Origin of the sequence: Leisingera aquimarina DSM 24565 (assembly GCF_000473165.1) — a bacterium.
Classification (GTDB): Bacteria; Pseudomonadota; Alphaproteobacteria; order Rhodobacterales; family Rhodobacteraceae; genus Leisingera; species Leisingera aquimarina.
The window spans coordinates 2,515,386-2,540,901 of the sequence record NZ_KI421504.1; the positions used below are offsets into that span (position 1 = coordinate 2,515,386).

Consider the following 25,516-nt stretch of genomic DNA (forward strand, 5'->3'; position numbering starts at 1 on the left):
AGATCAGGCGACCTTTTTCTGGGCCTCGGGGTACAGCGCAGCCTTGAACGGCTCCATGCCGATCCGGCGGTAGGTTTCGAGGAAGGTTTCCTCGGCGCCTTCACGCTGCGCCATATAGACCTCTACGATGCGTTCCACTGCAGGCACGATCTCGTCATAGGCAAAGCCAGGGCCGGTGCGGGTTCCGATGGCAGCCGTCTCAGTCGCGTCGCCGCCCAGGGTGATCTGGTAGTTCTCCACCCCTGCGCGGTCCAGACCAAGAATGCCGATATGGGCAACATGGTGGTGGCCGCAGGCGTTGATGCAGCCCGAAATCTTGATCTGCAGATGGCCGATGTCATGTTCCATCTTCAGCGCGTCAAAGCGGGTTGCGATCTCTTGCGCGACCGGGATCGAGCGGGCGGTTGCCAGCGCGCAGTAATCCATGCCCGGGCAGGCGATGATGTCCGAGATCAAGCCGATGTTGGCGGTGGCCAACCCGTGCGCCTTCAGCGTGGCGTGGATCGCGGGCAGGTCGTTCTTGTGGACATGCGGCAGGATCACGTTCTGCTGGTGGCTGATGCGCAGCTCGTTATAGGCGTATTGCTCGCCCAGATCCGCCATCACCCGCATCTGCTCGGCAGTCGCGTCGCCGGGGGTTTGTCCGTGCGCTTTGATCGAGATTGTCACGATGGCGTGGCCGTCTGCGCGGTGCTCGGACAGGTTGGTGTCGGCCCAGGCGCGGAACACCGGGTCGCTTGCATAGGCTGCGTCATAAGCGTCGGTCGGGGCAGAGCGGAACTCCGGCGTTGCGAAATGCGTCTTGATCTCTTCCAGCAGCTGCTGGTCGGTGCCGTCGTACTGGCCGCGGATCGCCATAAAGGCCTCTTCGGTCATCGCGCGGTATGTGTCGATGCCGTTTTCCGAGACGGTGATTTTGATGCGTGCCTTGTACTTGTTGTCGCGGCGTCCCAGCACGTTGTAGACGGTCAGAACCGACTCCAGATAGGGCAGCAGATCCGCCTGCGGCAGGAACTCGCGCAGCACCTGGCCGATCATCGGGGTGCGGCCCAAGCCTCCGCCGACGACAACCCTGAAGCCAATTTTGCCGTCCTGCTCCACCACCTGCAGGCCCACGTCATGCGCCTTGATCACGGCGCGGTCAGCGCTGCTGCCGGTGATGGCGATCTTGAACTTGCGGCCCAGGAACTGGAATTCCGGGTGGTCGGTGGACCACTGGCGGATCAGCTCGGCATAGGGGCGGGGATCGGTCAGCTCATCTGCGGCGGCGCCGGCGAAATGGTCGGCGGTGGTGTTGCGGATGGTGTTGCCCGAGGTCTGGATGGCGTGCAGCCCGGCCTCACCCAGCGCGTCCAGCATATCCGGAATATCGCGCAGTTTAGGCCAGTTGTACTGGATGTTCTGGCGGGTGGTGAAATGGCCATAGCCCTTGTCCCACTTCTCGGCCAGCAGCGCCAGGGTGCGCATCTGGGCCGAATTCAGGGTGCCATAGGGCACCGCGACCCGCAGCATATAGGCGTGCAGCTGCAGGTAGACGCCGTTCATCAGGCGCAGCGGCTTGAACTCGTCCTCGGTAAGGGAGCCGTCGATACGGCGCCCGACCTGGGCGCGGAACTGGGCGTTGCGTTCCGCCAGGAAGGCCTCGTCGAACTCGTTGTACTTATACATTGGCTTCAGCCTCCTGCTTGCCATGGAAGTAGTTCGAGGGGCCGGTGCGGCGGAAATCCTCGCGGAAGTGGGTCGGCTCGGGGCCGTTGGGGCCTGCCTTGGCGTCGGCCAGATAGGCGCCGACGATGCGGATGTTCTGCTTCTCGGCGTCCAGCAGGCGCAGCTGGGCGTCGGCCTCGTCGGTGATCAGCTCGGCAGATGCCATGTCACGGGTCCAGCTGTCGTCAGCGGTGAAATAGATCACGTCGCCTTCCAGCAGGTCGTTGGCGGTGATGACTTTGGGCGTAAAGGCGCGGGCCATTATGCAAGCTCCGTTTTGAGGTCGGTCAGGGCGGCGGCCGCTTTGCGCGGCGCAAGGCCCAGGAAGGTGAGGGCTGGTCCGTCAAAGCCAGCCGCATCAAGGTCGGCAGGCAGGCGGTCCAGATTGGTTTCCAGCACCCGCTGTTCCGGGCGCGAGGCGTTTTCGACAATGGTCACCGGCGTGGCGCGGTCCGCACCGTGCATGATCAGGCGGCCCTGCACGAAGCGGGCGGATTTCTTGCCCATGTACACTGCGGCCATCTCGCCCGGACGCGCCAGCGCAGCCCAGTCGTGATCGGCAAAACCGGTCATCGCGTGGCCGGTGATGAAGCGCACCGAGGTGTTGCGCCCGCGCTGCGTCAGGCTTTGGCCAATACTGGCCACGGCAGCCGAAGCAGCGGTGATGCCGGGGATGATCTGCGTGGCGATGCCAGCCTCTTCGCAGACGGTCAGTTCCTCGTCCAGACGGGCAAAGATGGTGGGGTCGCCGGCCTTCAGGCGCAGCACCTTTCGGCCGGCCTTGGCATGGGCGACCAGCCGCGCATTGATCTCGTCCTGGCTGACCTGCGCACCGAAGCCTTCCTTGCCGACATTTTCCAGCACCGCTTGCGGGCCGGCCAGCGCCATGATTTCATCACTGACCAGGCGGTCATAGAGAATGACATCCGCCTCCTGCAGCGCGCGCATGGCTTTGACGGTCAGCAGATCCGCATCGCCGGGGCCGGAGCCCGCAAAGACAACCTGGCCCGCAGCCATACAGGCCATGCTGCCGCGGGTATTGGCGGTGGCATTGGCAGCAGGTGTGGTATGTGCAGGCATCTGTAAGGCCCCTCCAGCGTGTTTGACTTGAGGTTAGATATAGGAAATATTCCCGGTATTGCGCTATATGCACGGACAAATAAGAACATAGGTTCTTGGTGGTTGAAGATGTGGGCCGATTGGTCCTCACAATAGGAGAAAACAGGAATGACGGTGCGGATCGACGCCACTGACCGGAAAATTCTGGCTGAACTGCAGCGCGACGCGGGCCAGTCGCTGGACGAAATCGCCCGTCAGGTGGGTTCTTCCAAGACCCCGGTGTGGAATCGGATCCGCAAGCTGAAGGAGGCAGGTGTGATCGGTCAGCAGACGGTGCTGCTGGATGCCGAGGCGCTGGGGTTCGAGGCCTGTTTCTTTGTTCTCATCCGCACGTCTGAGCATGAGGCGGACTGGCAGGCCAAATTCTTGCAGGCGCTGCGCGACCGCCCCGAGGTGCAGGAAGCGCACCGGCTTGCGGGCGACATCGATTACATCCTGAAGGTCAGGGTGCAGAATGCGCGCGCTTATGACGTGTTCTATCAGGCGCTGATTGCCGAAGTGCGGGTGCATAATGTGACGGCGCTATTGTCGATGGAAGAGATCAAATCGACAACGATGCTGCCGCTGCAGCCGTAGGAATATGGGTATTTAAGATCAGAAAGAAGCGGAAGACGGTGTTGCTTCTTTCTGGTCCGGAAATACCCCGGGGTTTGGGGCAGAGCCCCAAGTTAGATATGGGTTTGGAGCAGAGCCTCAATCTGGCAGCTCAGGCGCTCACCATCAGACGGGTCAGACCATGGAAATGGTAGGTGTTGGAAAACTCCGGCGCAGCCGCCAGTTTCAGGTCCGGACAGCGGTTGAAAAGGATCGGCAGGGCGATCTGCATCTCCAGCCGCGCCAGCGGGGCGCCGACGCAGAAGTGCAGGCCGCCGCCAAAGCTTTTGTTCACTTTCGGGGGGCGGGTCGGATCGAAATGGTCCGCGTCGTCCAGCGCTTTGGGGTCGCGGTTGGCAGCACCCAGCAGCAGCGCCACCTGATCGCCGCGCTGGAAGGTGTGGCCGAACACCTCTGCCTCCTCGTAGGCGTAGCGGGTGAACATGTGCAGCGGCGGGTCATAGCGCAGGATTTCCTCCACCAGCCCTTCGATGCCTGCGGGCGCCAGCCACTCCGGCTGCCAGCCCTGCTGCAGCATGGTTTTCACACCGTTGCCAAGGGAATGCACGGTGGCCTCGTGGCCCGCATTCAGCAAGAGGATGCAGGTGCCGACCAGCTCATCCGCTGACAGTTTGTCGCCTTCCTCCTCCGCCGCGATCAGGCGGGTGATCAGGTCGCCGCGGGGATCGTTGCGGCGCTCATCGATGTAGCTGCGCAGGAACTCCGTGAACTGTTGCGAGGCTGTTGCGGCGGCGTGTTCGGTATCTTCGGTGCGCGAGGCCTGATACATCGCCACCATCTTGTGCGACCAGTTCAGCAATTGCGGTGCCACCTCCTCGGGCACGCCCAGCAGGCGGCAGATGGTGATCACCGGCACCTGGGTGCAATAGGCGTCGAGCAGATCGAAGGGCTGGTCCGGGAAAGCATCGATCAGCTGGTGGCACAGATCCTTGAGGCCCGTCTCCAGCGCTGCGATTTCGCGCGAGGTGAAGGCGCGCAGCACCAGCCGGCGCAGGCGGGTGTGGCGGGGCGGCTCGGCGTCGAGCATCGAATGCGCTTCAACCGCTAGGAAGGGGGCGAGATGGGCGGGGCCGTCCTTGCGCAGCTCTTTCGGCACCTCGCGGCCGAAACGGCGGTCACGCAGCAGCATATGCACCGCGGCATGGCCGAAGGCGGCGGCCATGCCGTAGTCCTGCCAGTGGTGCAGCTGGCCCTCGGCCTGCGCGGCGGCGTAGAAAGGGTAGGGGTCCTGCACAAAGGCGGGATCGGTGGGGGATTGGATTAAAGTCTTCATATACCGGTTGTTGCCGTTGCATCTGGTCAATGCAAGGGCCGCTTTGATAACGTGCCGCAATGAAAACACAGCAACTTCTTCGCTGGAGTCTGCCTGCCGGGTTCCTGTTGGCCGTGGCGGCATTGGCGCTGGCGGTCTGGTCTTATGGCTACCGCCAGGCTCTGGACAGCCTGGCAGAGCGCAGCGCGGCGGATCTGGCCTTGGCGTCGGACCGGGTCAGCACGCAGCTGCAGGTCTATCAGGAACTGGCGGTGCTGACCGCCGAACACCCGGCGCTGACGGATCTGTCTACGCCCGCGGCGCAGGACGCGGCGGCGGAGCTGCTGCGCGCGGTTGCTGATAAGACCGCGGCGCTGGATGTGTTTTTTGCCGCTGCGGACGGCCGGGTGATGGCGGCAGCCGAAGGGGTGTCCGGCCCGGATGTCTCGGAGCAGGCGTATTTCATCCGCGCCATGCAGGGGGCAATGGGCACCGGCCACGCGGTTTTGCGGCCGGGCGGGCGGCGGGCCTATTTCTATGCTGCGCCGGTGTTTCGGCCCGGCGGTGTGCATGGCGCTTTGGTTGTGGCAGCGGATGTGAATGATGTGGAACAGACCTGGCGCGGCTCGCTGCCGGCGGTGTTCTTTACCGGCATCAGCGGCGAGGTGTTCATTTCCAACCGGTCCGAATTGCTGTTCTGGCAGCGCGGTGCGGAGGAGGGAACCCCGAGTGTCACGCGCAGGGACCGCTATGCAGGGCATGAAATCTGGAGTCTTGAGGGCAGCCCCTATTTGCCCGGCCGCGCGCTGCATCTTTCCGTGGACTTGCCGCTGATTGGAATGACAGGCGAAATCCTGGTGGATGTAGCGCCGGCCCGGCGGATCGCGGCCTTGCAAGCGGCGGCGTTGGCGGCGGTGTGCCTGGCTCTGGGCGCCATGCTGTTCATCGTGATGGAGCGCCGCCGCACCCTGGCCGAGGCCAATGCAGTGCTGGAAAGCCGGGTTGAGCAGCGCACCCGGGATCTGTCGGCGGCCAACACCCGGCTGCGCCGCGAGGTGCGCGAACGCGAGGAAGCCGAAGCCGCCCTGAAACGCGCGCAGGAGGATCTGGTGCAGGCGGGCAAGCTGTCCGCTTTGGGGCAGATGTCGGCGGGCATCAGTCATGAATTGAACCAGCCCTTGATGGCGATCCAGCAATATGCAGAAAACGGTACGGCCTTTCTGGAGCGCGGCAAGGCGGAGCGGACCGGCGAGAATCTGGGCCGGATTGCCGACATGGCGGCGCGGATGGCGCGGATCATCAAGAACCTGCGCGCCTTTGCCCGCAATGAAAGCGAGCCGATGGGACGGGTGGATCTGTTTCAGGTGATCAACGCTGCAGTGGAACTGACCGCGCCGCGCCTGAAGGCGGACCATGTCGATCTGCGCTGGGACGAGGCGGCCCATACAGCACTGGTGCTGGCCTGGGGCGGCGAGGTGCGGCTGACGCAGGTGTTTGTGAACCTGATCAACAACGCGGCGGATGCGATGCAGGGGCAGGTGGATCAGGTGATCTCGATCTCTGTCGAAACTGGCCCGCGGCTGCAGGTGCGGGTGCAGGACAGCGGCCCCGGCATCAAGGAGCCGGAGAAGATGTTCGACCCGTTTTACTCCACCAAGGCGGTGGGCAGTTCCGAAGGCATGGGGTTGGGGTTGTCGATTTCTTACGGGTTGGTGCAAAGCTTTGGCGGCAATATCCGCGGTGCCAATACCGGCGGCGGTGCGGTGTTCACGGTGGAACTGGAGCCGTGGCGCGAAAGGGCTGAGAAAGGAGATGCCGCATGACCCGCAAGGTGCTGCTGGTGGATGACGATGCGGCGGTGCGCGAGGCACTGGCCCAGACGCTGGAGCTGAATGATCTGGATGTGGTGGCCTGCGGGTCGTTTGTGGCGGCGAAGGACCACATCACACTGGCGTTCGACGGCATTGTCGTATCGGATATCCGGATGCCGGGGCGGGACGGGTTTCATCTGCTGGACTATGCCCGCGGTGCTGACGAGGAGCTGCCGGTGGTGCTGCTGACCGGCGAGGGCGATATTCCGATGGCGGTCAAGGCAATGTCGCAGGGGGCATTTGATTTCCTGGAGAAACCCTGTGCGGCGGCGGATTTCCTGCCGGTGCTGGAGCGGGCGTTGAAAACTCGCGCACTGGTGCTGGAAAACCGGCGGCTGAAGCATCAGCTGGAGACCGGCGACCCGGCTGCGCGGTTGTTGTTCGGAACCTCGCCGCAGGCCAAGGAAATGCGCCAGCGGGTACGGGCGGTGGCGCCGACGGGGGCCGAGGTGCTGGTCACAGGCGCGCCGGGCAGCGGTATTTCCAAGGTGGCGGAGGTCATTCACCTGATGTCGCCTGCGGGGCAGGGGCCGTTTGTGAAACGCCCCGCCGCCGGGCTGGCAGCCGAGGCAGTGGCGGAGCTGTGCCAGGAGGCCGCGGGCGGGTCGCTGTTTTTGGATGAAGTGCAGGCGCTGCCGGAAGCGGCGCAATATGCGCTGCTGGCGCAGTTGGAGCAGGGCAGCGGAGTTCGGATCATAGCCGGTTCCAGCGCCGATCTGGCGGGCAAGGCGGAGGCTGGCAGTTTCAGTGCCGACCTGTTCTACCGTCTGGATGTGATGCGGGTGCGGATCCCCTCGCTGGCCGAACGCCCCGGTGATATTCCGGTGCTGTTCCGCCATTACGTGGCGCAGGCGGCGGAGCAGGCGGGGATCGAGGCGCCAGAGGTTTCGCAGGACCATCTGGCAGCCCTGATGGCGCAGGATTGGCCAGGCAATGCGCGCTCCCTGATGTCGGCGGCGATGCGGTTTGTGCTGGGAATGCCCGAGGAGGCCGTCGTGGCCGCCGGGCTGGGGCTGGCGGAGCAGATGGCGCAGGTGGAGCGCTCGCTGCTGATTGCCGCATTGGGCCGCGCCAACGGGCGTGCGGCTGCGGCCGCGGAGGCGTTGAGGCTGCCGCGCAAGACGTTTTATGACAAGCTGGCCCGCTATGGCATCCGGCCTGAGGATTACCGCCGCTGACGGCGCCGGGCTTAAGAGCCATGAGGATTGTCCGCTCCGGCGTTTTTGCCGGGGTACTTAGGGAGGCGGCGCCGCCAGGAACCTCGAATGGGGGCAAGGGCGGAGGGAGGACGGGGGTCGCAAGCCCCATGTCCGCTGAAGCCTTCGTTGCGGGACGCCCCTGCACCCGATGATGAGGTGGTCTCGGGGGTCCTGTGATCTCCTGTTGGTGCGGGGTGCCGGCCCGCACCGATGTCGCGACGGGAAGGAGTATCGCAAGCCGGGGTTAAGGAGCGGCAAGCGGTGCGTACGGTGAGGACGCAACGCCCCGGCGGACGGCGTGAGGGGGAGAGGCCGGATGCCTCCGGCAGGGATTTTTTCAGCCAGAAGAAGGGCGGCGATTCCTTTGCAGTTCTGTCCGGCGCTAACACTTGTGCGGATTTCCGCACAAAGCCCGGAATGCCCTGTGCGGGATTTCGCACAGCTTGCGGCAAGCGCTGCTTTTGCACATTTGGTCTGACCTGCAAGTTCATGCGATAACGCGAAAAATCCGACAGGCGCATGATTCTCGAATCAATTGTTGAGCGGTTTTCCGCAACTTGGGATGCTTTGGGCGGGCCTCAGCCATGCGCTGAGTGCAACTTCGGATTTACAGACGATTTTTCTGGGAGGAAAAGACCATGAAATTCCTGACAACTGCCGCCACCGCACTGGCTCTGGCTGTGACCGCAGGCGCCGCAAGTGCCGCCTGTGACGACGGCGAGATCGTGGTGAAGTTCAGCCACGTCACGAACACCGACAAGCACCCCAAAGGGATTGCCGCCTCGTTGCTGGAACAGCGCATCAATGACGAGATGAACGGCACTATGTGCCTGGAGGTCTATCCGAACTCGACGCTTTACAACGACAATAAGGTGCTGGAAGCGATGCTGCAGGGCGATGTGCAACTGGCCGCGCCTTCGCTGTCTAAGTTTGAGAAATTCACCAAGCAGTTCCGCTTGTTCGATCTGCCGTTCATGTTCAAGAATATCGAAGCGGTGGATGCGTTCCAGGCGTCTGAAACCGGCCAGGAGATGCTGGATTCAATGCAGCGCCGCGGCCTGCAGGGGCTTGCCTACTGGCACAACGGCATGAAGCAGATGTCGGCCAACAAGCCGCTGGTGGACCCTTCGGACGCCAATGGGCTGAAGTTCCGGGTGCAGTCCTCGGACGTGCTGGTGGCGCAGATGGAAGCGATCGGCGGCTCGCCGCAGAAAATGGCGTTCTCGGAAGTCTACGGCGCGCTGCAGCAGGGGGTTGTGGACGGTCAGGAGAACACCTGGTCCAACATCTACGGCAAGAAGTTCTTTGAGGTGCAGGACGGGGTGACCGAGACCAACCATGGCGCGCTGGACTATCTGGTGGTGACCTCCGTGGACTGGCTGGACAGTCTGGACCCGGCGGTGCGCGACCAGTTCCTGACCATCCTGAATGAAGTCACCGCGACCCGGAACGCCGAATCCACCAAGGTGAACGGTGAAGCGCGTCAGGCGATCATTGATGCCGGCGGCGTGGTGCGCGAGCTGACCCCTGAGCAGCGCGCGGCCTGGGTCGAAGCGATGAAGCCGGTCTGGGAGAAATTCGCAGGCGACGTCGGCCAGGAGAAGATCGACGCGGCGCAAGCCATCAACGCAGGCCTCTAAGGCAGGCTTTTTCCGGGAGGCCCGTATCGGGGCCTCCTGACCGCAGGCGGCATGGGGATCCGCCGCCTGCACCCCTTTCCGCAAAATTTGGGAGGCAGCCATGGCGGGGTCCGGAACCGGCCCGAGCGGGCTTATCAACTCACTCGAAGAAACTCTGATCGCGCTCCTGCTGGGGCTGATGACGGCAATTACTTTTGCCAATGTGATCGCGCGGTTTGTGTTCAATTCCAACATTCTATGGGCGCTGGAGCTGACGGTGTTCCTGTTTGCCTGGCTAGTTCTGCTGGGCGCGTCCTATGCGGTGAAGGCCCATGCGCATCTGGGCGTTGACGCCATTGTCAACATGCTGGCACCGGGAACGCGCAAGGTGGTGGGACTGTTCGCTGCCGCCTGCTGCATCGTGTTCTCCTTGCTGCTGCTGAAGGGCGCTTATGACTATTGGGCGGTGTTTGCCGACCTGCCGCCGACCTCAGGGCGCTGGTTCCCGACCGGGTTTGACATGAAGGCGCGCAGCCAGAGCTTTTATGAGGTGCAGGACGTGCCGATGGTGGCAGTCTTCAAGTTTCTGGAAGACCTGATCAACTACGGCGAGGCGTATGAGAAGCTGCCGAAGGTGGTGCCTTATGTGGTGCTGCCGGTGTCGATGCTGCTTTTGGTGTTCCGTTTCATTCAGGCGGCGCTGCAGATTGCCCGCGGTGACGTGGACCGGCTGGTCGCCAGCCATGAAGTGGAAGATGAGCTGGACGCCGTGCGGGCGCAGCGCGGGGAGCATGACTGATGGAAGTGGTAATTCTCTTTGCGATGGTGATTGGCCTGCTGCTGATCGGGGTGCCGATTGCGGTGTCGCTGGGCCTCAGCTCGACGATTTTTCTGCTGATCTATTCCGACAGTTCGCTGGCGTCGGTTGCGGGCACGCTGTTTGAAGCCTTTGAAGGGCATTTCACGCTGCTGGCGATCCCGTTCTTCATTCTGGCCTCGTCGTTCATGACCACCGGCGGCGTGGCGCGGCGGATCATCCGCTTCTCAATCGCCTGCGTCGGCCATCTGCCGGGCGGGCTGGCGATCGCGGGTGTGTTTGCCTGCATGCTGTTTGCCGCACTTTCCGGCTCCTCGCCTGCAACCGTGGTGGCCATCGGCTCCATCGTGATCGCAGGCATGCGGCAGGTGGGCTATTCCAAGGAGTTCGCGGCGGGCGTGATCTGTAATGCAGGCACGCTGGGCATCCTGATCCCGCCGTCGATTGTGATGGTGGTCTATGCCGCCGCCGTTGAAGTCTCGGTCGGCCGGATGTTCCTGGCCGGTGTCATTCCGGGCCTGATGGCGGGTCTGATGCTGATGGTCACCATCTATGTGATGGCCAAGGTCAAGAACCTGCCCAAGGGCGAGTGGAACGGCTGGGGCGAGATCTTTGAGTCAGCGCGAGACGCGGGCTGGGGCCTGTTCTTGATCGTGATTATCCTGGGCGGTATCTATGGCGGTATCTTCACCCCGACCGAGGCGGCAGCAGTGGCGGCTGTCTATGCTTTCTTCATCGCGAGCTTTGTCTACAAGGACATGGGGCCTCTGGCGAATGGCGAGGGCGAGGCGAAGACGCCGCTGTTGAAGAAACCCTATGCGCTGCTGACTGCCTTCCTGCACAGCGACACCAAACATACGCTGTTCGAGGCGGGCAAACTGACGGTAACTCTGCTGTTCGTGATCGCCAATGCGCTGATCCTGAAGCATGTTCTGACCGACGAGCAGGTGCCGCAGCAGATTGCCAGTGCGATGCTGTCGGCAGGCTTTGGCCCGGTGATGTTCCTGGTGATTGTGAACGTGATCCTGCTGATCGGCGGCCAGTTCATGGAGCCTTCGGGCCTGTTGGTGATCGTCGCGCCGCTGGTGTTCCCGATTGCGGTCGAGCTGGGCATTGATCCCATCCACCTCGGCATCATCATGGTGGTGAATATGGAAATCGGGATGATTACCCCGCCGGTTGGCCTGAACCTGTTTGTGACCTCGGGTGTGGCGGGGATGCCGATGATGGGGGTGGTGCGCGCAGCTCTGCCCTTCCTGGCGGTGCTCTTCGTTTTCCTGATCATGATCACCTATATCCCCTGGCTGTCCACCGTTTTGCCAAACGCCGTGATGGGGCCGGAGATCATAACAAAGTAAGGCTTTGCAGAAAAGAAAACGGCGCCCGGTTGTTCGGGCGCCGTTTTGCGTTCTTGGCAAAATTCTTGGAAGAATTTTGCCAGGAAAATTCGAATTTTCTTGGCTCAGGGGGTTTCCAGAGCGGTGATGATCGGGGAAAAATCCGCGGCCTTCAGGCTGGCACCGCCCACAAGCGCGCCGTCGACGTTGGAGACGGCGAAGATTTCGCCTGCGTTTGATGGCTTGACCGAGCCGCCGTAGAGCAGGCGGACGGCCTCTGCGGTCTTCACCCCGAAACGGGTGGTGAGTTCGGCGCGCAGGAAGTTGTGCACTTCGGCAATTTGCTCCAGCGTCGGCACCTTGCCGGTGCCGATGGCCCAGACCGGTTCGTATGCCACAACAGTGTTTTCGCCGGTGGCAGAGGCCGGGACGGAACCTGCAAGCTGAGTGCCAACCACCTTCAGCGTGTCGCCGCCTTCGCGCTCGGACAGGGTTTCACCGATGCAGATCACAGCGGTCAGGCCTTCTGCGAGGGCGGCTTCGGCTTTGGCGCAGATTTGAGCGTCAGTTTCGCCGTGATCGGCGCGGCGTTCGGAGTGGCCGAGGATCACGGCGGAGGCGCCTGCGTCCTGGAGCATGGCAGCTGAAAGATCGCCGGTATGGGCGCCCGCAGCATTAGCGTGGCAATCCTGGCCGCCGATGGCGACGGCGCTGCCCTGGGCGGTGTCCGCAGCGCGCGACAACAGGCTTGCGGGCGGGCAGATCAGGATGTCCGCGGCCGGGTTCGCATGGTTTTCGGCCAGGGCTGCCAGTTCCGTGAGGCTTGCGCCGGTGCCGTTCATTTTCCAATTGCCTGCTGCCAGTTTCCGCCGCATGGGGATATGCCTCCGAGTGTCCTGTTTGGGCGTGACTGGTAGCACCGGCTGCAGAGCGGTGCAATTCGCTTGAAAGCTTTGGCCGGAAGAGGGCAGGCAGCAAGAAGGACGGGGAATGCCCCGCTCGGTGTATTCTTTCCTGGTGCGCCGGATCAGGTGCCGGGCAGTTCCTTGAAGCTGATCGACTCGCCGCAGCCGCAGGCGTCCGTGACGTTGGGGTTGTTGAACTTGAAACCGCTTTCCAGCAGCGTAACCTCATAGTCGATCTCAGTGCCGAACAGGAACATCTGCGCCATCGGCGCGATCAGGATGCGGGCGCCGTCCTGCTCCACCACCTCGTCGTTGGCGGAGGGCTCGTTGACATACTCCATGGTGTATTCCATGCCTGCACAGCCGCCTTTCTTGACGCCGATGCGCAGGCCCGCGTGGCCGTCCTTGGCCATCAGCCTGGCGATCTGCGTTGCCGCTTTGGGCGTCATGGTGACAGCCTGCTTGCCGGGAATGCCGAACATGGGTTTCTCCTTACACTTAATCCCTATCTAGGGCCGGTGCTACCGCGGCTCAACCCCGCAAATGTCCAGACAGGCAGGTAACATGCATTCTGTATGCGGATTTTTATGGCCGGAGCGGCCTGAAACCTGCGCTGCCGCCTTTCGCGGGCTGATGGTGTCACAGCCCCATGCAATTTGCATAGTAGGTGACGGTGGCAGGCCAGTCGGAGAAAACGCCTTTGACGCCTGCGTCCTGTGCCAGAACGTCCAGCAATTGGTAATACATGCCATCGCAGGGGGAGAGATCTGCGAGTGACTGAAAGTACCATTCGCCACCTTGCAGCGGGCCGGAGCGTTCCAGCGTCCAGGTGATCAGCCTGAGCCCGGCGGATTTGGCGGCAATGGCATAGGCGGAAGGGACAATGCGGCCGCCCTGCACGGTCACCAGCATCCACAGAGGCGGCGCCAGGTAGTTGACGCCCTGCGCGTGCAACTCCGCGAAGTCATAGGGGAAGGTGGCCGGGTCGGTGTGATCGAACCCCTCGTGCCGATAACTGGCGTCGAGCAGCACCGCTTGGCGGCCGAATTCCGGTTCGTGTTCGATCCAGTAGAGGATATCGTCCAGGCTGAAGCTTTGCACCCAGACGTCGGCGGGCGGGATGCCGGCGGTTTTGTAGTCATCGATCAGTTTTTGTGCAAAATCCGCCTGTGTGAAGCCGTTGAAGGGCATCGGGACCGCGGGGGCCTTCAGCTCGGGCATGAATTTGACGCCGAGGTCCCGGAACAGAGCGATTGAGTCCGCATGGGTCAGGGTTCGGACGTTGCCGGAGTAAAGCGTGCTGCGCCAGGAGGGGAGGCCGCCTTGATAGTCCTGCGGGGTGGCGGCAAAGGGGTTGGCGCTGTCCATTTTCGGGCGCAGGCTGCGGAATTCTTCCAGGGTCAGCTCGGAGCTGCGGCATTCGGCGCTGGCGGGGGAGGCGCCTGCCGCCGGGGTAAACGGTTTAATGCAGCGGTCCGCGAGCGGAGAGGTCAGGATATCCGTGGTTCGGTGCAGGTCGTTCTGCGCATGGCGGCAGACCAGTTCCAGGTCGCGGGTGAAGGTGACGTCGCATTCCAGAATGCCCGCGCCCATGGCGGCGGCGGCCTGGTATCCTTCGGCGGTGTGTTCGGGGAACATCAGCGGCGCGCCGCGGTGGCCGATGGAGAAGTCCGTGCGCGCCGGGGTCTGGCCTGCGCAGGCCTGCAGCCTGTCCTTGAGCGCACCTTCGGGCAGTTGGCTGATCAGATAGGCCGGGCGCGGGCCGTAGCTGAGGGCCGGAGGGTCCGCAGTGCCGGGGGCGGGAAGCAGCAGCAGGGCTGCAGACAGCAGGGCATGGCGCATGGGGGGCTCCAGGTCTAGGGCTGCCGCACCTTAGGCCCGCGGGCCAGAAAATGAAAAGACCTCCTGAACTGGCCCCCTTTTCGATCGGACACCTCGGCCTGAGCCTGGAGGCTTAAGGATAACCTTAAGCACATGCGTCTGAGATTGAAATCATCACCGACGGCGGCCGCCGTCGCGGCGCTGGTCTGCGGCTGATAAGCTGCGGATCGTGGAAGAGACCTTGTATGACGGCGAGAGCATTTCCGCCGTTGCGCGGCGCAATGGCGTGGCGCCCAATCTGCAGTATCGTTGGCGCAAACTGATGCTTGAAGGGGGGCAGTACCGCCGTGACAGGAGACGACAGTGTCACCCGCTGACCGGCAGGCGATTTGGTAAAGCCAAATCTGCCGAGAGGGGTCAACAAGACGGTGCGGGAGATGGAGGCTCGCATCCGGGAGCTCGAACGCCAGCTCGGGCGCAAAACGCTTGAAGTCGAGATCCTGAAGGAAGCGCTCGACAAGTCACGGTTAAAAAAACCGGCCTTGCTTGCGCAGTCGCTGAAACGGGACGATTTGCCATGAAAGCCGTCACTGAAACTTTGGGCGTGTCCCGCTCGAACCTGCACAAACGGCTGAGTGGGAGCGCGACGCCGCATATCGAACGGCTGGTGGCAAAGCGCCCGACCTATGGCTGCCGCCGGATTACGGCGGTTCTGAACCGGGAACTCAGGACCGCAGGGCTCGCGCCTGTGAACCGCAAGCGCGTCGATCGCATCATGAAAAACAACAACCTGCTGTTGCAGCGATCCGGGTTCGACCGGCCCGAGCGCCGCCATGACGGCAAGGCCGTGATGATGCGCTCGAACTTGCGCTGGTGCAGCGATGGGGTGGAATTCACCTGCTGGAATGGCAATGTCATCCGGGCAGCCTTCCTGATCGATGCCCATGGCCGCGAGATCATCTCCTGGCGCGCCGTGGCAAATGCCGGGATCCGCGGCTCGGATGTGCGTGACATGCTGCTGGAGGCTGTCGAGAAACGCTTGGGCACATACCGCGCGCCCGAGGTGATCGAGGTGCTCTCCGACAACGGCAGCGCTTACACGGCGAAGGGCACCCGCATCTTTGCCCGCCAGCTCGGCTCGAAGCCCTGCTTCACACCGGCCGCCAGCCCGCAGTCCGACGGCATGTCAGAAGCTTTTGTGAAAACGCTGAAGCGAGACTGCGTCCGGGTCAATCCACTGCCTAACGCTGAAACTGTTCTGTCATTGATAGGAAAACGGATCGAAGACTATACCGAAAACCATCCGCATTCCGGCTTGATATGGCGCTCGCCCCGCGAGTTCATTAGAGCCAAAACCGAAACCGCTTAGGTGTCCGGTTGAACGGGGGCTGGATCACCCCCGCAGATGCAGGGGCCGGATCCGGGCACAGGGTATGCGGGCTTACATGAAGCCCAGTTCCAGGCGGGCCTCGTCGGACATCATCTCCATGCCCCAGGGCGGCTCCCAGGTGAGTTCGACGTCAACAGTTTTCACCCCCGGCACCGGCGAGATGGCGTCGACGAGCCAGCCCGGCATCTCGCCCGCGACCGGGCAGCCCGGTGCGGTCAGGGTCATGATGATTTTGACGTCGTTCTCGTCGTTGATGTCGATCGTGTAGATCAGGCCCAGCTCGTAGATGTTCACCGGGATTTCCGGGTCATAGACGGAGCGGCAGGCGTCGGTCACGGCCTCGTACAGCGGGTGGCTGACGGAGGAGGGCGCGATTAGCGGTGCGCCTTCAAGCGGTTCGGAAGGGTTGGTCATGAGGATTCCGGTCTGATATTCCGACGGTTTATATAGGGAATGTACGGCCCGGCGTCCAGAGGCGGCGCACGCTGCAGCGGGAATGTTCTGTTAATCACTCTTTCGTGAAAATTTGATTTGATGGGGTGAGCGCGCTAAATTGTGGTTCCCCCACGATGATTTCGTAAACGCTGCCCGAAGGTTGCGGGCCGTGCGCCGGTGTCCGGCCACGGAGCTGCTGTGTGCGGGCAGGAGCGGAGAGAGGCCATGCCAGGGAAAACTGCGACCCGCAGATGTGCGAACGCCGCTGCCCTTGTGCTTGCGGGCAGCTGCCTGGCTGCGGCCGGCACGGCGGGAGAGGCCCGGGCACAGGGAGCGTGGCGCTGGCAGCTGACGCCCTTTGTGCTGGCGCCATCGGTAGAGGGCACAACCGAGCTGGGGCAGGCAGGTGGCGGTCTGTCGATTGATGCGGGCGATGTTTTCGATGAGCTGCAGGCCGGCGGGATGCTGGCGTTCGAGGGGCGCCACAGCAGCCGTTTCGGATTCCGGCTGCGCTATGCGGTGATGGATTCGGACCGCACAGCGCAAAGCGCTGCGGGCGCGGTGGCTGCAGCCTATGACCAGAACATGGCTGAGGCGGTAGTGACCTACAGCTTCGACCAGGGGCGGGACCGGTTTGAGGTCTTTGGCGGGCTGCGCCACTGGGATGTGGAGGTGACGGCAAATCTGCCGGGCGGCGCGGTGCGGCGCGGCGGCACATGGACCGATCCGATTGCGGGGCTGCGCTGGGAGCGGCGCCTGTCGCCGCGGTTCAGTGTTTCCCTGGAGGGCGATATCGGCGGCTTTGGCGTCGGGTCGGATCAAAGCTGGTCCGCCATGGGCGGGCTGATTTATGACCGCTGGGAGCGGGCCTCGATCTATGTGATGTACCGCGGGCTGGGGGTGGAGTATCAGGGTGGCATCCGCGGCACGGACAGCTTTTTCCGCCATGATGCGGTGACGCACGGGCTGCTGGCGGGGCTGGGTTTCAGGTTCTGACACTAGCCGTACCGCATGGGCCGTGCCGCATTGGCCGGGCCGCGGTGATGCGCAGCCCGGCCTGTTGTCAGCCAGTGTTGTCAGTCGTTGATGTCGTGGTTGAAGGTCTTCACCTGGCCCTTGGGCAGGGCAAAAAAGCGGCGCATCACCAGCCAGGCCGCCAGCGACAGCACCGCAAAGATCAGCAACAGCGGCGGCAGGCTGAGGCCGGCGCCGGCCAGCAGCAGCAAGCTGACCGCAGCGGCGCCGATGGCAAAGCCGAGAAAGACAAAGCCGGGTGCCAGAACCTCCAGTATGGCCAGCACCAGCGCCGCGGCGCCCCACACCCACCACAGGGCCCAGAACGGCATGTCCATCATTTGCCCCCTTTCAGCAGGTTGAAGGCGTTGCCAAAGGCCTCCAGCGCGTGGGCGGGAACCAGGATGGTCTGATTGCCCGCGCCCTTGCCGAGCGCATTCAGCGATTCCACCTGTTTCAGCGCGACCTGATACTGTGCTGCCTCGATACCGTTTTCACGGATCGCCTTGGCGACGACTTCGGTGGCATAGGCCTCGGCCTCGGCCTGGATGCGGCGGGCCTTGGCGGTCTGTTCGGCGGCATAAAGCTCGGCGTCGGCGTTCAGCTCGACGGCGCGTTTCGCGCCTTCGGCCTCGGTTACCTGGGCGCGGCGGGCGCGTTCGGCGTTCAGCTGCTGCAGCATCGCGTCGCGGGTGGCCTGGTCCAGATTCACATCCAGGATCTCGGCGCGGGTCACCTCGATGCCCCAGTCATCGACGGCGCTTTCGACCGAATGCTGGATTTGCCCGATCAGCTGCGAGCGGTTGGATTGCACCTCGTCCAGATCCATCTTGCCGATCTCGGCCCGCACGATGCCGGCCACAGTGGTGGCAATGGCGCCGTCCACATCGCGGATCCGGTAGACGGTCTTTTCCGGTTCCAGAATGCGGTAGAACACCGATGTGTCGATCTGCACCAGCACGTTGTCCTTGGTGATGGCGTCCTGGGTGGCATTCGGGAGCTGGCGTTCCAGGATCGACACCTTGTGGCGGGCCACATCCAGGAACGGCACGATGAAGTTGATGCCCGGCCCCAGCACTGAATGCAGGCGGCCGAACCGTTCGATCACGTATTTTTCGGACTGCGGCACGATGCGCACCCCCTTCAGCACTACGATGATCAGCAGCACCGCACCCAGCAAATACAGCAGGTTGCTGGATAGGAGGTCCAGAATCAGGTCTTCGTTCATCAAAAATTCCTTTGGTTGTTCTGCGGCGGCGGCTGGTTCGCCGGGCTGGGCGAGCGTGGCCGAGGTCTGCGGCCCGCTGAGTGACTGTAACTCACCGGTCAATTCACCGGCAAAGGTACTGGGTGGACCGTTGGGTAATTCACTGGGCAACCCACCGGGTGATTTGGCTTTGTTCAACGGAGCGCCCTGTTGTGTGCAGTGGTATGCAGATGTGTTTTGCGGCGGCGGTCTTCAAGACTTCTATGGGCGCGGGCGAGGGCGGCTGGCAAGCCCTGAAAGCAGGGCTGCCGTGCCGGTTCAGGCGGCGGGGCCGGATTTGAGCCGCCGCATCGGGGTGGGGCGGACCCGGTCTTCGATTTCGGCGTAGATCAGCGCAGCGATGTTTTTGGAGGAGGTTTTCTCGATCCCCTCCAGGCCCGGGGAGGAATTGACCTCCAGCACCTTGGGGCCGGCTTCCGACCGCAACAGATCCACGCCCGCCACGTTGAGGCCAAAGGCACGGGCGGCGCGGACGGCGGTGGAGCGTTCCTCCTTGCTGATGCGCACCATTTCGGCGCTGCCGCCCAGGTGCAGGTTGGAGCGGAAGTCGCCCTCGGCGCCTGACCGTTTCATCGCCGCCACGACTTTGGAGCCGACCACCAGGCAACGGATATCCACGCCTGCGGCTTCCTTGACAAATTGCTGTACCAGGAAGTTGGCCTTGAGCCCGCGGAAGGCGGTGATCACGCTTTCGGCGGCTTTTGTGGTTTCCGCCAGCACCACGCCCTTGCCTTGTGTGCTTTCCAGCAGCTTCACAATCAGCGGCGCGCCGCCCACGATCTGGATCAGGCTGCCGGTGTCCTTGGGAGAGGCGGCAAAGGCGGTGGCAGGCATGCCGATCTTGTGGCGGGCCAGGATCTGATGCGCGTGCAGCTTGTCACGGCTGGCGGTGATGCCTTCGGCGCCGTTGATGCAATAGGTGCCCACGGTTTCGAACTGGCGCAGCAGGGCGGTGCCGTATTGGGTGACGGAGGCGCCGATGCGCGGGATCACCGCGTCATAGCGGGGCAGGCGCTTGCCGTCATAATGGACCTCGGGCGCCAGTGCATTCAGCGCCATGTAGCAGCGGGTGGTGTTGATCACCTCCACTGTGTGGCCGCGGTTTTCGCCCTCTTCCACCAGGCGGCGGGTGGAGTAGTTGTCCTCGCGGCTGAGCACGGCAATGCGCAGGGCGCGTTTCGGGGCGGACTTGCGGATGCTGGCGGAAGCGTAGACCGAATAATCCAGTTCCGGCTGGCACAGGCGTTCGCCGGGCACCACGGTCACGTTCTCGGTCAGCGCCTGGCGGCCCAGCAGCATGTGTTTTGCCATGCCGCGCCTGTCGGTCAGCGTCAGCTCCACCGGCCAGGACTGGCCCGCGATCTCCATCGGGGTTTCGATCACGAAGCGCATTTCGCTTTCGCCGTTGGAGGAGGTCACTTCGCGCCGGTCCTTGATCAGTGCGGAGCAGGGGATTTCCAGATCGTACTGGCCGGGGATGGGATGCACCATAAAGCGCACCTTGGGGGCGCTGGCCGGGCCAAAGGTTTCAATGCCGGTGGCGTGCAGCGAGGAGGTACGGGCGCCGGTGTCGACCTTGACGCGCAATGCGGGCAGGCCAAGGTCGGGCAGGCTGACCCATTCCTCCCAGCCGAGTTTCAATTGCGCTGCGGCGTCGGCTGTGGACATGGAGTTGGCTCCTTGGCATTAGGGGTGAATCACCGGTGTGCCGGTTTGATAGTAACGGCAGGAATGGAAGATGGCAGAGCTTTTCAACTTTGAACTGAAGGCAACCGACGGCAAGGCGCGCACGGGTGTCATCAATACGCCGCGCGGCGAAATCCGCACGCCCGCCTTTATGCCGGTTGGCACTGCCGCGACCGTGAAGGCAATGATGCCGGAAAGCGTGCGCGCGACCGGCGCCGATATCCTGCTGGGCAACACCTACCACCTGATGCTGCGCCCGACGGCGGAACGCATCGACCGTTTGGGGGGCTTGCACAAGTTCATGAACTGGGAGCGCCCGATCCTGACCGACTCGGGCGGATTTCAGGTGATGTCGCTGGCGGGGCTGCGCAAGCTGACCGAGAAGGGCGTGACCTTCAAGAGCCATATCGACGGCTCCAAGCATGAGCTGACACCGGAACGCTCAATGGAAATCCAGCGCCTGCTGGGCTCGGATATCGTGATGTGTTTCGACGAATGCCCGGCGCTGCCTGCGGACCGGGAGCGGATTGCGGAATCGATGCAGCTGTCGATGCGCTGGGCAGAGCGGTCGCGCGAAGCTTTCGGCGACCGTCCCGGCCACGCGCTGTTCGGGATCATGCAGGGCGGGCTGGAGCAGGACCTGCGCGAAGAAAGCGCCGAAGCGCTGAAGAAGATCGGATTCGAAGGTTATGCGGTTGGCGGCCTTGCGGTGGGCGAGGGGCAGGAAGCGATGTTCGATTGCCTTGATTACGCCCCCGGTTTCCTGCCCGAGGACAAGCCGCGCTATCTTATGGGGGTCGGCAAGCCCGACGACATCGTCGGCGCGGTGGCCCGCGGCATCGATATGATGGACTGCGTGCTGCCGTCCCGTTCCGGCCGCACCGGGCAGGCCTTTACCCGTTATGGTGTGGTGAATATCAAGAACGCCCGCCACCAGGACGATCCGCGGCCCCTGGATGAGCAGTGCAGCTGCCCGGCCTGTTCCAGCTACTCCCGCGCCTATCTGCACCATGTGTTCCGCTCGAACGAGATGATCTCGGGGATGCTGCTGACCTGGCACAACCTGCATTATTTTCAGGAGATCATGGGAGGCATGCGGGATGCGATTGCCGCGGGCACCTTTGAGGCCTGGCAGAAAGATTTCCACGAGACCCGCGCGCAAGGCGATATCGAGCCGCTGTAACGGGCTGCCGGATACCCCCGGCGCTGCCGCGCCAGGGGCGGGTTCGGGCCGTGGGGCTTATTTCTTTCGTTTGACGCGTTTGATGCGTTTGGCCTGTTTGACCATCTTGCCGAACGCTTTGCCAGCGGCGCGGCGTTCCGCCAGGGACTGCGCGTTAAAAGCGTCCTCGGTTCGCAGCTTTTTCCAGCGTGCCACCCGGGCCGGGTCAAGCTGCCCGTCCATGATTGCGTTTTGAATGGCGCAGCCCGGTTCACTTTCGTGACGGCAATTGTTGAAATGGCAGTGCGCCGAGGTTTCAGCAAGATCTTGAAACACCATATCAATACCCTCCTGGGCGTCTGATATCTGCAGCTCGCGCATGCCGGGGGTGTCGATCAGCCAGCCGGCCCCGGACAGCCGCAGCATCTGGCGGTGAGAGGTTGTATGGCGGCCTTTGCTGTCATCTTCGCGGATTGCGCCGGTTTGCATCAGCCCTCCGCGGGCCAGGGTGTTTGCCAGCGTGGACTTGCCGACACCTGAGGAGCCGGCCAGTGCCACTGTTTCGCCCAGGCCGCACCAGGCGCGCAAGCGGTTCACCTCCGCCGGGTTGGTGGCGTCAATGGTCTCGGCAACCAGACCTGCCTGCAGGGATTGGGCCTGCAGGCGGTAGCTGTCAGGATCGTCTGCAAGGTCTGCCTTGGTCAGAATGATCACCGGGGTTGCGCCAGCCTCGTTCGTCAGCGCCAGAAATCGTTCCAGCCGGGCTATGTTGAAGTCGTGGTTGCAGGAGGTGACGATAAACAGCGTGTCGATATTGGCGGCAATCAGCTGGGTTTCGCGGCCGGTGCCTGGTGCGCGCCGTTTGAACAGGGAGGCCCGCTCAAGCAGGGCGGTGCTGTGCCCCGTTTCAGGGTCAAGCAGCAGCCAGTCCCCGACCGCGGCGCCTTCAATGGCCGGGCAAGTGAGGGGGCCGTCAGCGCTGATGAGGTCAAACTGGCTGCGGTGAATGGCGGTGATGCGGGCCGGGGTGGCGCCGTCGGCGGCATCGGCCATTTGGTGTTGGAAAAAGGGTTTGAAACCCAGCTCGCTGAGGCCGGAAGAGACCTGCGGGCGCACAGGGGGGGTCAGAAAGCCGGGAAGTTTTCTGCGGTTCATGTCGTAAAACTCTCGGAGAGCCCGTTTAACGGGCGTGGCAGGATGAAATGCGGCCAAGCATAACCGGCCCGCAAACTGCGGGACTGAAGGTTTTTGCGTTTGGTGTGGGCCGACATGCCGCGGGCCCGGATGACTCAGGTCATACAATCTCCGGTTTTCGGGGTGCAGTTTAGACGCCGGCACCGGGGTGATCAAGGTGCTGGATTTCCGGCCGCTGTCAGGTTGCATCAAGGGCTGTGTCAATGGCGGCGGCGGGCCTGTTAGGGCTTTGCTCACCCTTTCCCCATTTGCGCCCTTGTGGTCCGGGCGCGCTGCGGGCAATGTGGGCGCGACCTTGCGGCGGGCCGGTTGAAAACCGTTAACCATCCCCCCAGATAAAGACATCCAAAGAGGAGACGGGCCAAGTGCTGCCGGATACCGGGGCCGGGCCGTCTTGCCAAACCAAAGGACCGAGTATGCAAGAGCCACTCAATTCCTCCTACCCAGTCCTGCCGCTGCGCGACATTGTGGTCTTTCCCCACATGATCGTGCCGCTGTTTGTGGGCCGGGAAAAATCGGTGCGCGCCCTGGAAGAGGTGATGGCAGACGACAAGCAGATCCTGTTGTCCAGCCAGATCGACCCGTCCGAGGACGATCCCGAAACCGATAGCATCTATTCCGTAGGCGTGTTGGCCAATGTGCTGCAGCTTCTGAAACTGCCCGACGGCACCGTCAAGGTGCTGGTCGAGGGGCAGGCGCGTGTGAAGATCACCGAATTCCTGGAAAACGATAATTTCTTTGAGGCCAAGGCCGAAGAACTGCCGGAAATGCCCGGTGACGTCACCACCACCGAGGCGCTGGTGCGCACCGTAGGGGATGAGTTTGAGCGTTACGCCAAGGTGCGCAAGAACATCCCCGAAGAGGCGCTGTCCGCCGTGGGCGAGACCGCAGAACCGGCCAAGCTGGCCGATTTGGTCGCCGGCCACTTGGGCATTGAGGTGGACCGCAAGCAGGAACTGCTGGAAACGCTTTCCATCAGCGAGCGGCTGGAGAAGGTCTATGGCCTGATGCAGGGCGAAATGTCGGTCCTGCAGGTCGAGAAAAAGATCAAGACCCGCGTCAAATCCCAGATGGAGAAGACCCAGCGCGAGTATTATCTGAATGAGCAGATGAAGGCCATTCAGAAGGAGCTGGGCGACGGTGAGGAGGGTGCCGGCGAGATTGCCGAGCTGGAAGAGAAGATCGCCGCCACCAAACTGTCGAAAGAGGCGCGCGAGAAGGCTGATGCGGAGCTGAAAAAGCTCAAGAACATGTCGCCGATGTCGGCCGAAGCCACCGTTGTGCGCAACTATCTTGACTGGATGCTGTCGATCCCGTGGGGCAACAAATCCCGCGTCAAGAAAGACCTGAACAAGGCGCAGGAGATCCTGGATGCGGATCACTATGGGCTGGAGAAGGTCAAGGAGCGAATCGTCGAATATCTGGCGGTGCAGCAGCGCTCGGTCAAGCTGAAGGGGCCGATCCTGTGCCTTGTCGGTCCTCCGGGTGTGGGCAAGACCTCATTGGGCAAATCGGTGGCCAAGGCTACCGGGCGCGAGTTCATCCGCATCTCTCTGGGCGGCGTGCGCGACGAGAGCGAAATCCGCGGCCACCGCCGCACTTATATTGGCTCGATGCCCGGCAAGATCATCCAGGCGCTGAAAAAGGCCAAGACCACCAATCCGTTGATCTTGCTCGATGAGATCGACAAGATGGGCCAAGATTTCCGCGGCGACCCGGCCTCGGCGATGCTGGAGGTGCTGGATCCGGAACAGAACAACACCTTTATGGACCACTACCTGGAGGTCGAATACGACCTCTCGAACGTGATGTTCCTGACCACTTCGAACAGCTACAACATGCCGGGGCCGCTCCTGGACCGGATGGAGATCATTCCGCTCTCGGGCTACACCGAAGACGAAAAGCGCGAGATCGCAAAGCAGCACCTGATTTCCAAACAGGTCAAGAACCACGGCCTGAAGGCCAAGGAGTTCGAGCTGACCGAGGACGCGGTGACCGAGATGATCCGCACCTATACGCGGGAAGCCGGTGTTCGGAACCTGGAGCGCGAGATCGCTAAGGTGGCGCGGAAATCGCTGACCAAGATCATCAAGAAAGAGGCCGACAGCGTGACTGTCACGGCGGACAATCTGGATGATTTCCTGGGCGTCAAGAAGTTCCGCTATGGCCTGGCCGAGATGGAAGATCAGGTCGGTGTGGTCACTGGCCTCGCCTATACGTCGGTTGGCGGTGAGCTGCTGAGCATTGAGGCGCTGCGGCTGCCGGGCAAGGGCCGGATGAAGACAACTGGCAAGCTGGGCGACGTGATGAAGGAGTCGATCGAGGCAGCGTCTTCCTATGTGCGCTCGGTCAGCCCGCAGATCGGCGTCAAGCCGCCCTCCTTCGATAAGCTGGACATCCATGTGCACGTGCCCGACGGCGCGACGCCCAAGGACGGCCCAAGCGCGGGCCTGGCGATGGTCACGGCGATTGTGTCGGTGCTGACCGGCATCCCGGTGCGCAAGGACATCGCCATGACCGGCGAAGTCACCCTGCGCGGCAATGCCAGCGCCATTGGCGGCCTTAAGGAAAAGCTGCTGGCGGCACTGCGCGGCGGCATCAAGACTGTGCTGATTCCGCAGGAGAACGAAAAGGACCTGCCGGAAATCCCGGATAATGTGAAAGAAGGGCTGGAAATCATCCCGGTGTCCCATGTGTCCGAGGTGCTGGAGCACGCGCTGGTGTCCAAGCCGGATCCCATCGAATGGGACCAGGAAGCCGAGGAAGCGGCGGCCGCCAAGGCGGCTTTGAAAGGCTCAGAGGACGGGGCGGGCGCCACTGCCCACTGATCACGGCCTTCAGCTGATGGAAGAAAAGAAAGGGCGGCCCCGCGGGGCCGCCCTTTTTCAGTTCTCTCTTCCGTTCTGGCCCTTCTTGCCGGGGCATGAATTCCAGTTTTCTGCGTGTCTTTTCTGTTTTGCGCCGACAGATCTCAGGCGCGGGCGGAGGGCTCCCGCCCGTTTCCGGATGAGCTGATGCGCCTCCGCTTCGGTTGGGCGGGGCAGGCTGCCGGGCCCAAAATCCGTTTGGAGACCGGCAGCAGGCCGGGGTCCGTGCGGGTGCGGGG

General features: G+C 62.9%; 21 protein-coding genes and 1 pseudogene. 10 read left to right on the plus strand and 12 right to left on the minus strand.

Going from position 1 to position 25,516, the window contains the following annotated elements:
• Positions 1-3 precede the first annotated feature (3 nt).
• From AQUI_RS0116530 to cobA, 3 genes are read right to left on the minus strand one after another with little or no spacing between them, the layout of a single operon-like run.
• Positions 4-1,668 (minus strand): nitrite/sulfite reductase, encoded by a 1,665-nt coding sequence (locus AQUI_RS0116530; RefSeq protein WP_027258502.1) that lies wholly within the window; start codon positions 1,666-1,668, stop codon positions 4-6.
• Positions 1,661-1,969: a DUF2849 domain-containing protein gene (locus tag AQUI_RS0116535; protein ID WP_027258503.1), complete on the minus strand. Its 309-nt coding sequence runs from the start codon at positions 1,967-1,969 to the stop codon at positions 1,661-1,663. Before AQUI_RS0116535 ends, AQUI_RS0116530 begins: the two co-directional genes overlap by 8 nt.
• Entirely contained in the window at positions 1,969-2,724 is a 756-nt protein-coding gene (gene cobA / locus AQUI_RS0116540; RefSeq protein WP_027258504.1) for a uroporphyrinogen-III C-methyltransferase, read from the minus strand. Before cobA ends, AQUI_RS0116535 begins: the two co-directional genes overlap by 1 nt.
• Positions 2,725-2,934: 210 nt before the next feature.
• Between cobA and AQUI_RS0116545 the strand changes: the two genes are divergently transcribed.
• Positions 2,935-3,402 (plus strand): Lrp/AsnC family transcriptional regulator, encoded by a 468-nt coding sequence (locus AQUI_RS0116545; RefSeq protein ID WP_027258505.1) that lies wholly within the window; start codon positions 2,935-2,937, stop codon positions 3,400-3,402.
• 130 nt (positions 3,403-3,532) lie between these two features.
• Here AQUI_RS0116545 and AQUI_RS0116550 read toward each other — a convergent pair whose 3' ends face one another.
• Positions 3,533-4,714, minus strand: coding sequence for a cytochrome P450 (locus AQUI_RS0116550; RefSeq protein WP_027258506.1), 1,182 nt, complete (start codon positions 4,712-4,714; stop codon positions 3,533-3,535).
• Positions 4,715-4,773: 59 nt separating this feature from the next.
• Here AQUI_RS0116550 and AQUI_RS0116555 point away from each other — a divergent pair, with 59 nt between their 5' ends.
• The 5 genes from AQUI_RS0116555 to AQUI_RS0116575 all read left to right on the plus strand — a co-directional run bounded on the left by AQUI_RS0116555 (position 4,774) and on the right by AQUI_RS0116575 (position 11,557).
• On the plus strand, positions 4,774-6,516 hold the full coding sequence (locus tag AQUI_RS0116555) for a sensor histidine kinase (protein WP_027258507.1): 1,743 nt from the start codon (positions 4,774-4,776) through the stop codon (positions 6,514-6,516).
• Positions 6,513-7,742, plus strand: a complete 1,230-nt coding sequence (locus tag AQUI_RS0116560; protein WP_027258508.1) for a sigma-54-dependent transcriptional regulator — start codon at positions 6,513-6,515, stop codon at positions 7,740-7,742. Before AQUI_RS0116555 ends, AQUI_RS0116560 begins: the two co-directional genes overlap by 4 nt.
• A 659-nt stretch (positions 7,743-8,401) precedes the next feature.
• Positions 8,402-9,403: a DctP family TRAP transporter solute-binding subunit gene (locus tag AQUI_RS0116565; RefSeq protein WP_027258509.1), complete on the plus strand. Its 1,002-nt coding sequence runs from the start codon at positions 8,402-8,404 to the stop codon at positions 9,401-9,403.
• A gap of 100 nt (positions 9,404-9,503) precedes the next feature.
• Positions 9,504-10,181 carry a TRAP transporter small permease gene (locus tag AQUI_RS0116570; protein WP_027258510.1) on the plus strand — a complete coding sequence of 226 codons (678 nt, stop codon included), beginning with the start codon at positions 9,504-9,506 and terminating at the stop codon, positions 10,179-10,181.
• Complete coding sequence (locus AQUI_RS0116575; RefSeq protein ID WP_027258511.1) at positions 10,181-11,557, plus strand: TRAP transporter large permease; 1,377 nt, start codon at positions 10,181-10,183, stop codon at positions 11,555-11,557. The genes AQUI_RS0116570 and AQUI_RS0116575 overlap by 1 nt, the downstream gene beginning before the upstream one ends.
• Before the next feature lie 104 nt (positions 11,558-11,661).
• Here AQUI_RS0116575 and tpiA read toward each other — a convergent pair whose 3' ends face one another.
• The 3 genes from tpiA to AQUI_RS0116590 form a co-directional block, all read right to left on the minus strand.
• Entirely contained in the window at positions 11,662-12,411 is a 750-nt protein-coding gene (tpiA, locus tag AQUI_RS0116580) for a triose-phosphate isomerase (protein ID WP_027258512.1), read from the minus strand.
• A gap of 152 nt (positions 12,412-12,563) precedes the next feature.
• Complete coding sequence (locus AQUI_RS0116585; protein WP_027258513.1) at positions 12,564-12,923, minus strand: HesB/IscA family protein; 360 nt, start codon at positions 12,921-12,923, stop codon at positions 12,564-12,566.
• A gap of 157 nt (positions 12,924-13,080) precedes the next feature.
• Positions 13,081-14,283, minus strand: coding sequence for a glycerophosphodiester phosphodiesterase family protein (locus AQUI_RS0116590; RefSeq protein WP_027258514.1), 1,203 nt, complete (start codon positions 14,281-14,283; stop codon positions 13,081-13,083).
• 143 nt (positions 14,284-14,426) lie between these two features.
• On the opposite strand from AQUI_RS0116590, the pseudogene AQUI_RS0116600 reads away from it, so the two are divergent.
• A pseudogene (locus AQUI_RS0116600) lies at positions 14,427-15,631 on the plus strand (IS3 family transposase).
• 72 nt (positions 15,632-15,703) lie between these two features.
• Here the strand turns inward: AQUI_RS0116600 and AQUI_RS0116605 are convergent.
• A complete protein-coding gene (locus AQUI_RS0116605; protein WP_027258516.1) occupies positions 15,704-16,066 on the minus strand; it encodes an SUF system Fe-S cluster assembly protein in 363 nt (120 codons plus the stop codon).
• A gap of 246 nt (positions 16,067-16,312) precedes the next feature.
• Here AQUI_RS0116605 and AQUI_RS0116610 point away from each other — a divergent pair, with 246 nt between their 5' ends.
• Complete coding sequence (locus tag AQUI_RS0116610) at positions 16,313-17,083, plus strand: hypothetical protein (RefSeq protein WP_027258517.1); 771 nt, start codon at positions 16,313-16,315, stop codon at positions 17,081-17,083.
• A gap of 80 nt (positions 17,084-17,163) precedes the next feature.
• Here the strand turns inward: AQUI_RS0116610 and AQUI_RS0116615 are convergent, their stop codons facing one another.
• The 3 genes from AQUI_RS0116615 to rimK all read right to left on the minus strand — a co-directional run bounded on the left by AQUI_RS0116615 (position 17,164) and on the right by rimK (position 20,036).
• Positions 17,164-17,442: an NfeD family protein gene (locus tag AQUI_RS0116615; protein ID WP_425411823.1), complete on the minus strand. Its 279-nt coding sequence runs from the start codon at positions 17,440-17,442 to the stop codon at positions 17,164-17,166.
• Complete coding sequence (locus AQUI_RS0116620) at positions 17,439-18,329, minus strand: SPFH domain-containing protein (RefSeq protein WP_027258519.1); 891 nt, start codon at positions 18,327-18,329, stop codon at positions 17,439-17,441. The genes AQUI_RS0116615 and AQUI_RS0116620 overlap by 4 nt, the downstream gene beginning before the upstream one ends.
• A 297-nt stretch (positions 18,330-18,626) precedes the next feature.
• A complete protein-coding gene (rimK, locus tag AQUI_RS0116630; RefSeq protein ID WP_027258520.1) occupies positions 18,627-20,036 on the minus strand; it encodes a 30S ribosomal protein S6--L-glutamate ligase in 1,410 nt (469 codons plus the stop codon).
• A gap of 70 nt (positions 20,037-20,106) precedes the next feature.
• On the opposite strand from rimK, the gene tgt reads away from it, so the two are divergent.
• Positions 20,107-21,237, plus strand: coding sequence for a tRNA guanosine(34) transglycosylase Tgt (tgt, locus tag AQUI_RS0116635; protein WP_027258521.1), 1,131 nt, complete (start codon positions 20,107-20,109; stop codon positions 21,235-21,237).
• Between the two features lie 57 nt (positions 21,238-21,294).
• On the opposite strand, the gene rsgA is transcribed toward tgt, so the two are convergent.
• The gene (gene rsgA / locus AQUI_RS28240; protein ID WP_084294440.1) at positions 21,295-22,371 is read right to left on the minus strand and encodes a ribosome small subunit-dependent GTPase A; all 1,077 of its coding nucleotides are present in this window, start codon (positions 22,369-22,371) and stop codon (positions 21,295-21,297) included.
• Positions 22,372-22,826: 455 nt separating this feature from the next.
• Between rsgA and lon the strand changes: the two genes are divergently transcribed.
• The gene (gene lon / locus AQUI_RS0116645) at positions 22,827-25,238 is read left to right on the plus strand and encodes an endopeptidase La (protein ID WP_027258522.1); all 2,412 of its coding nucleotides are present in this window, start codon (positions 22,827-22,829) and stop codon (positions 25,236-25,238) included.
• The last annotated feature ends 278 nt before the right edge of the window (positions 25,239-25,516 follow it).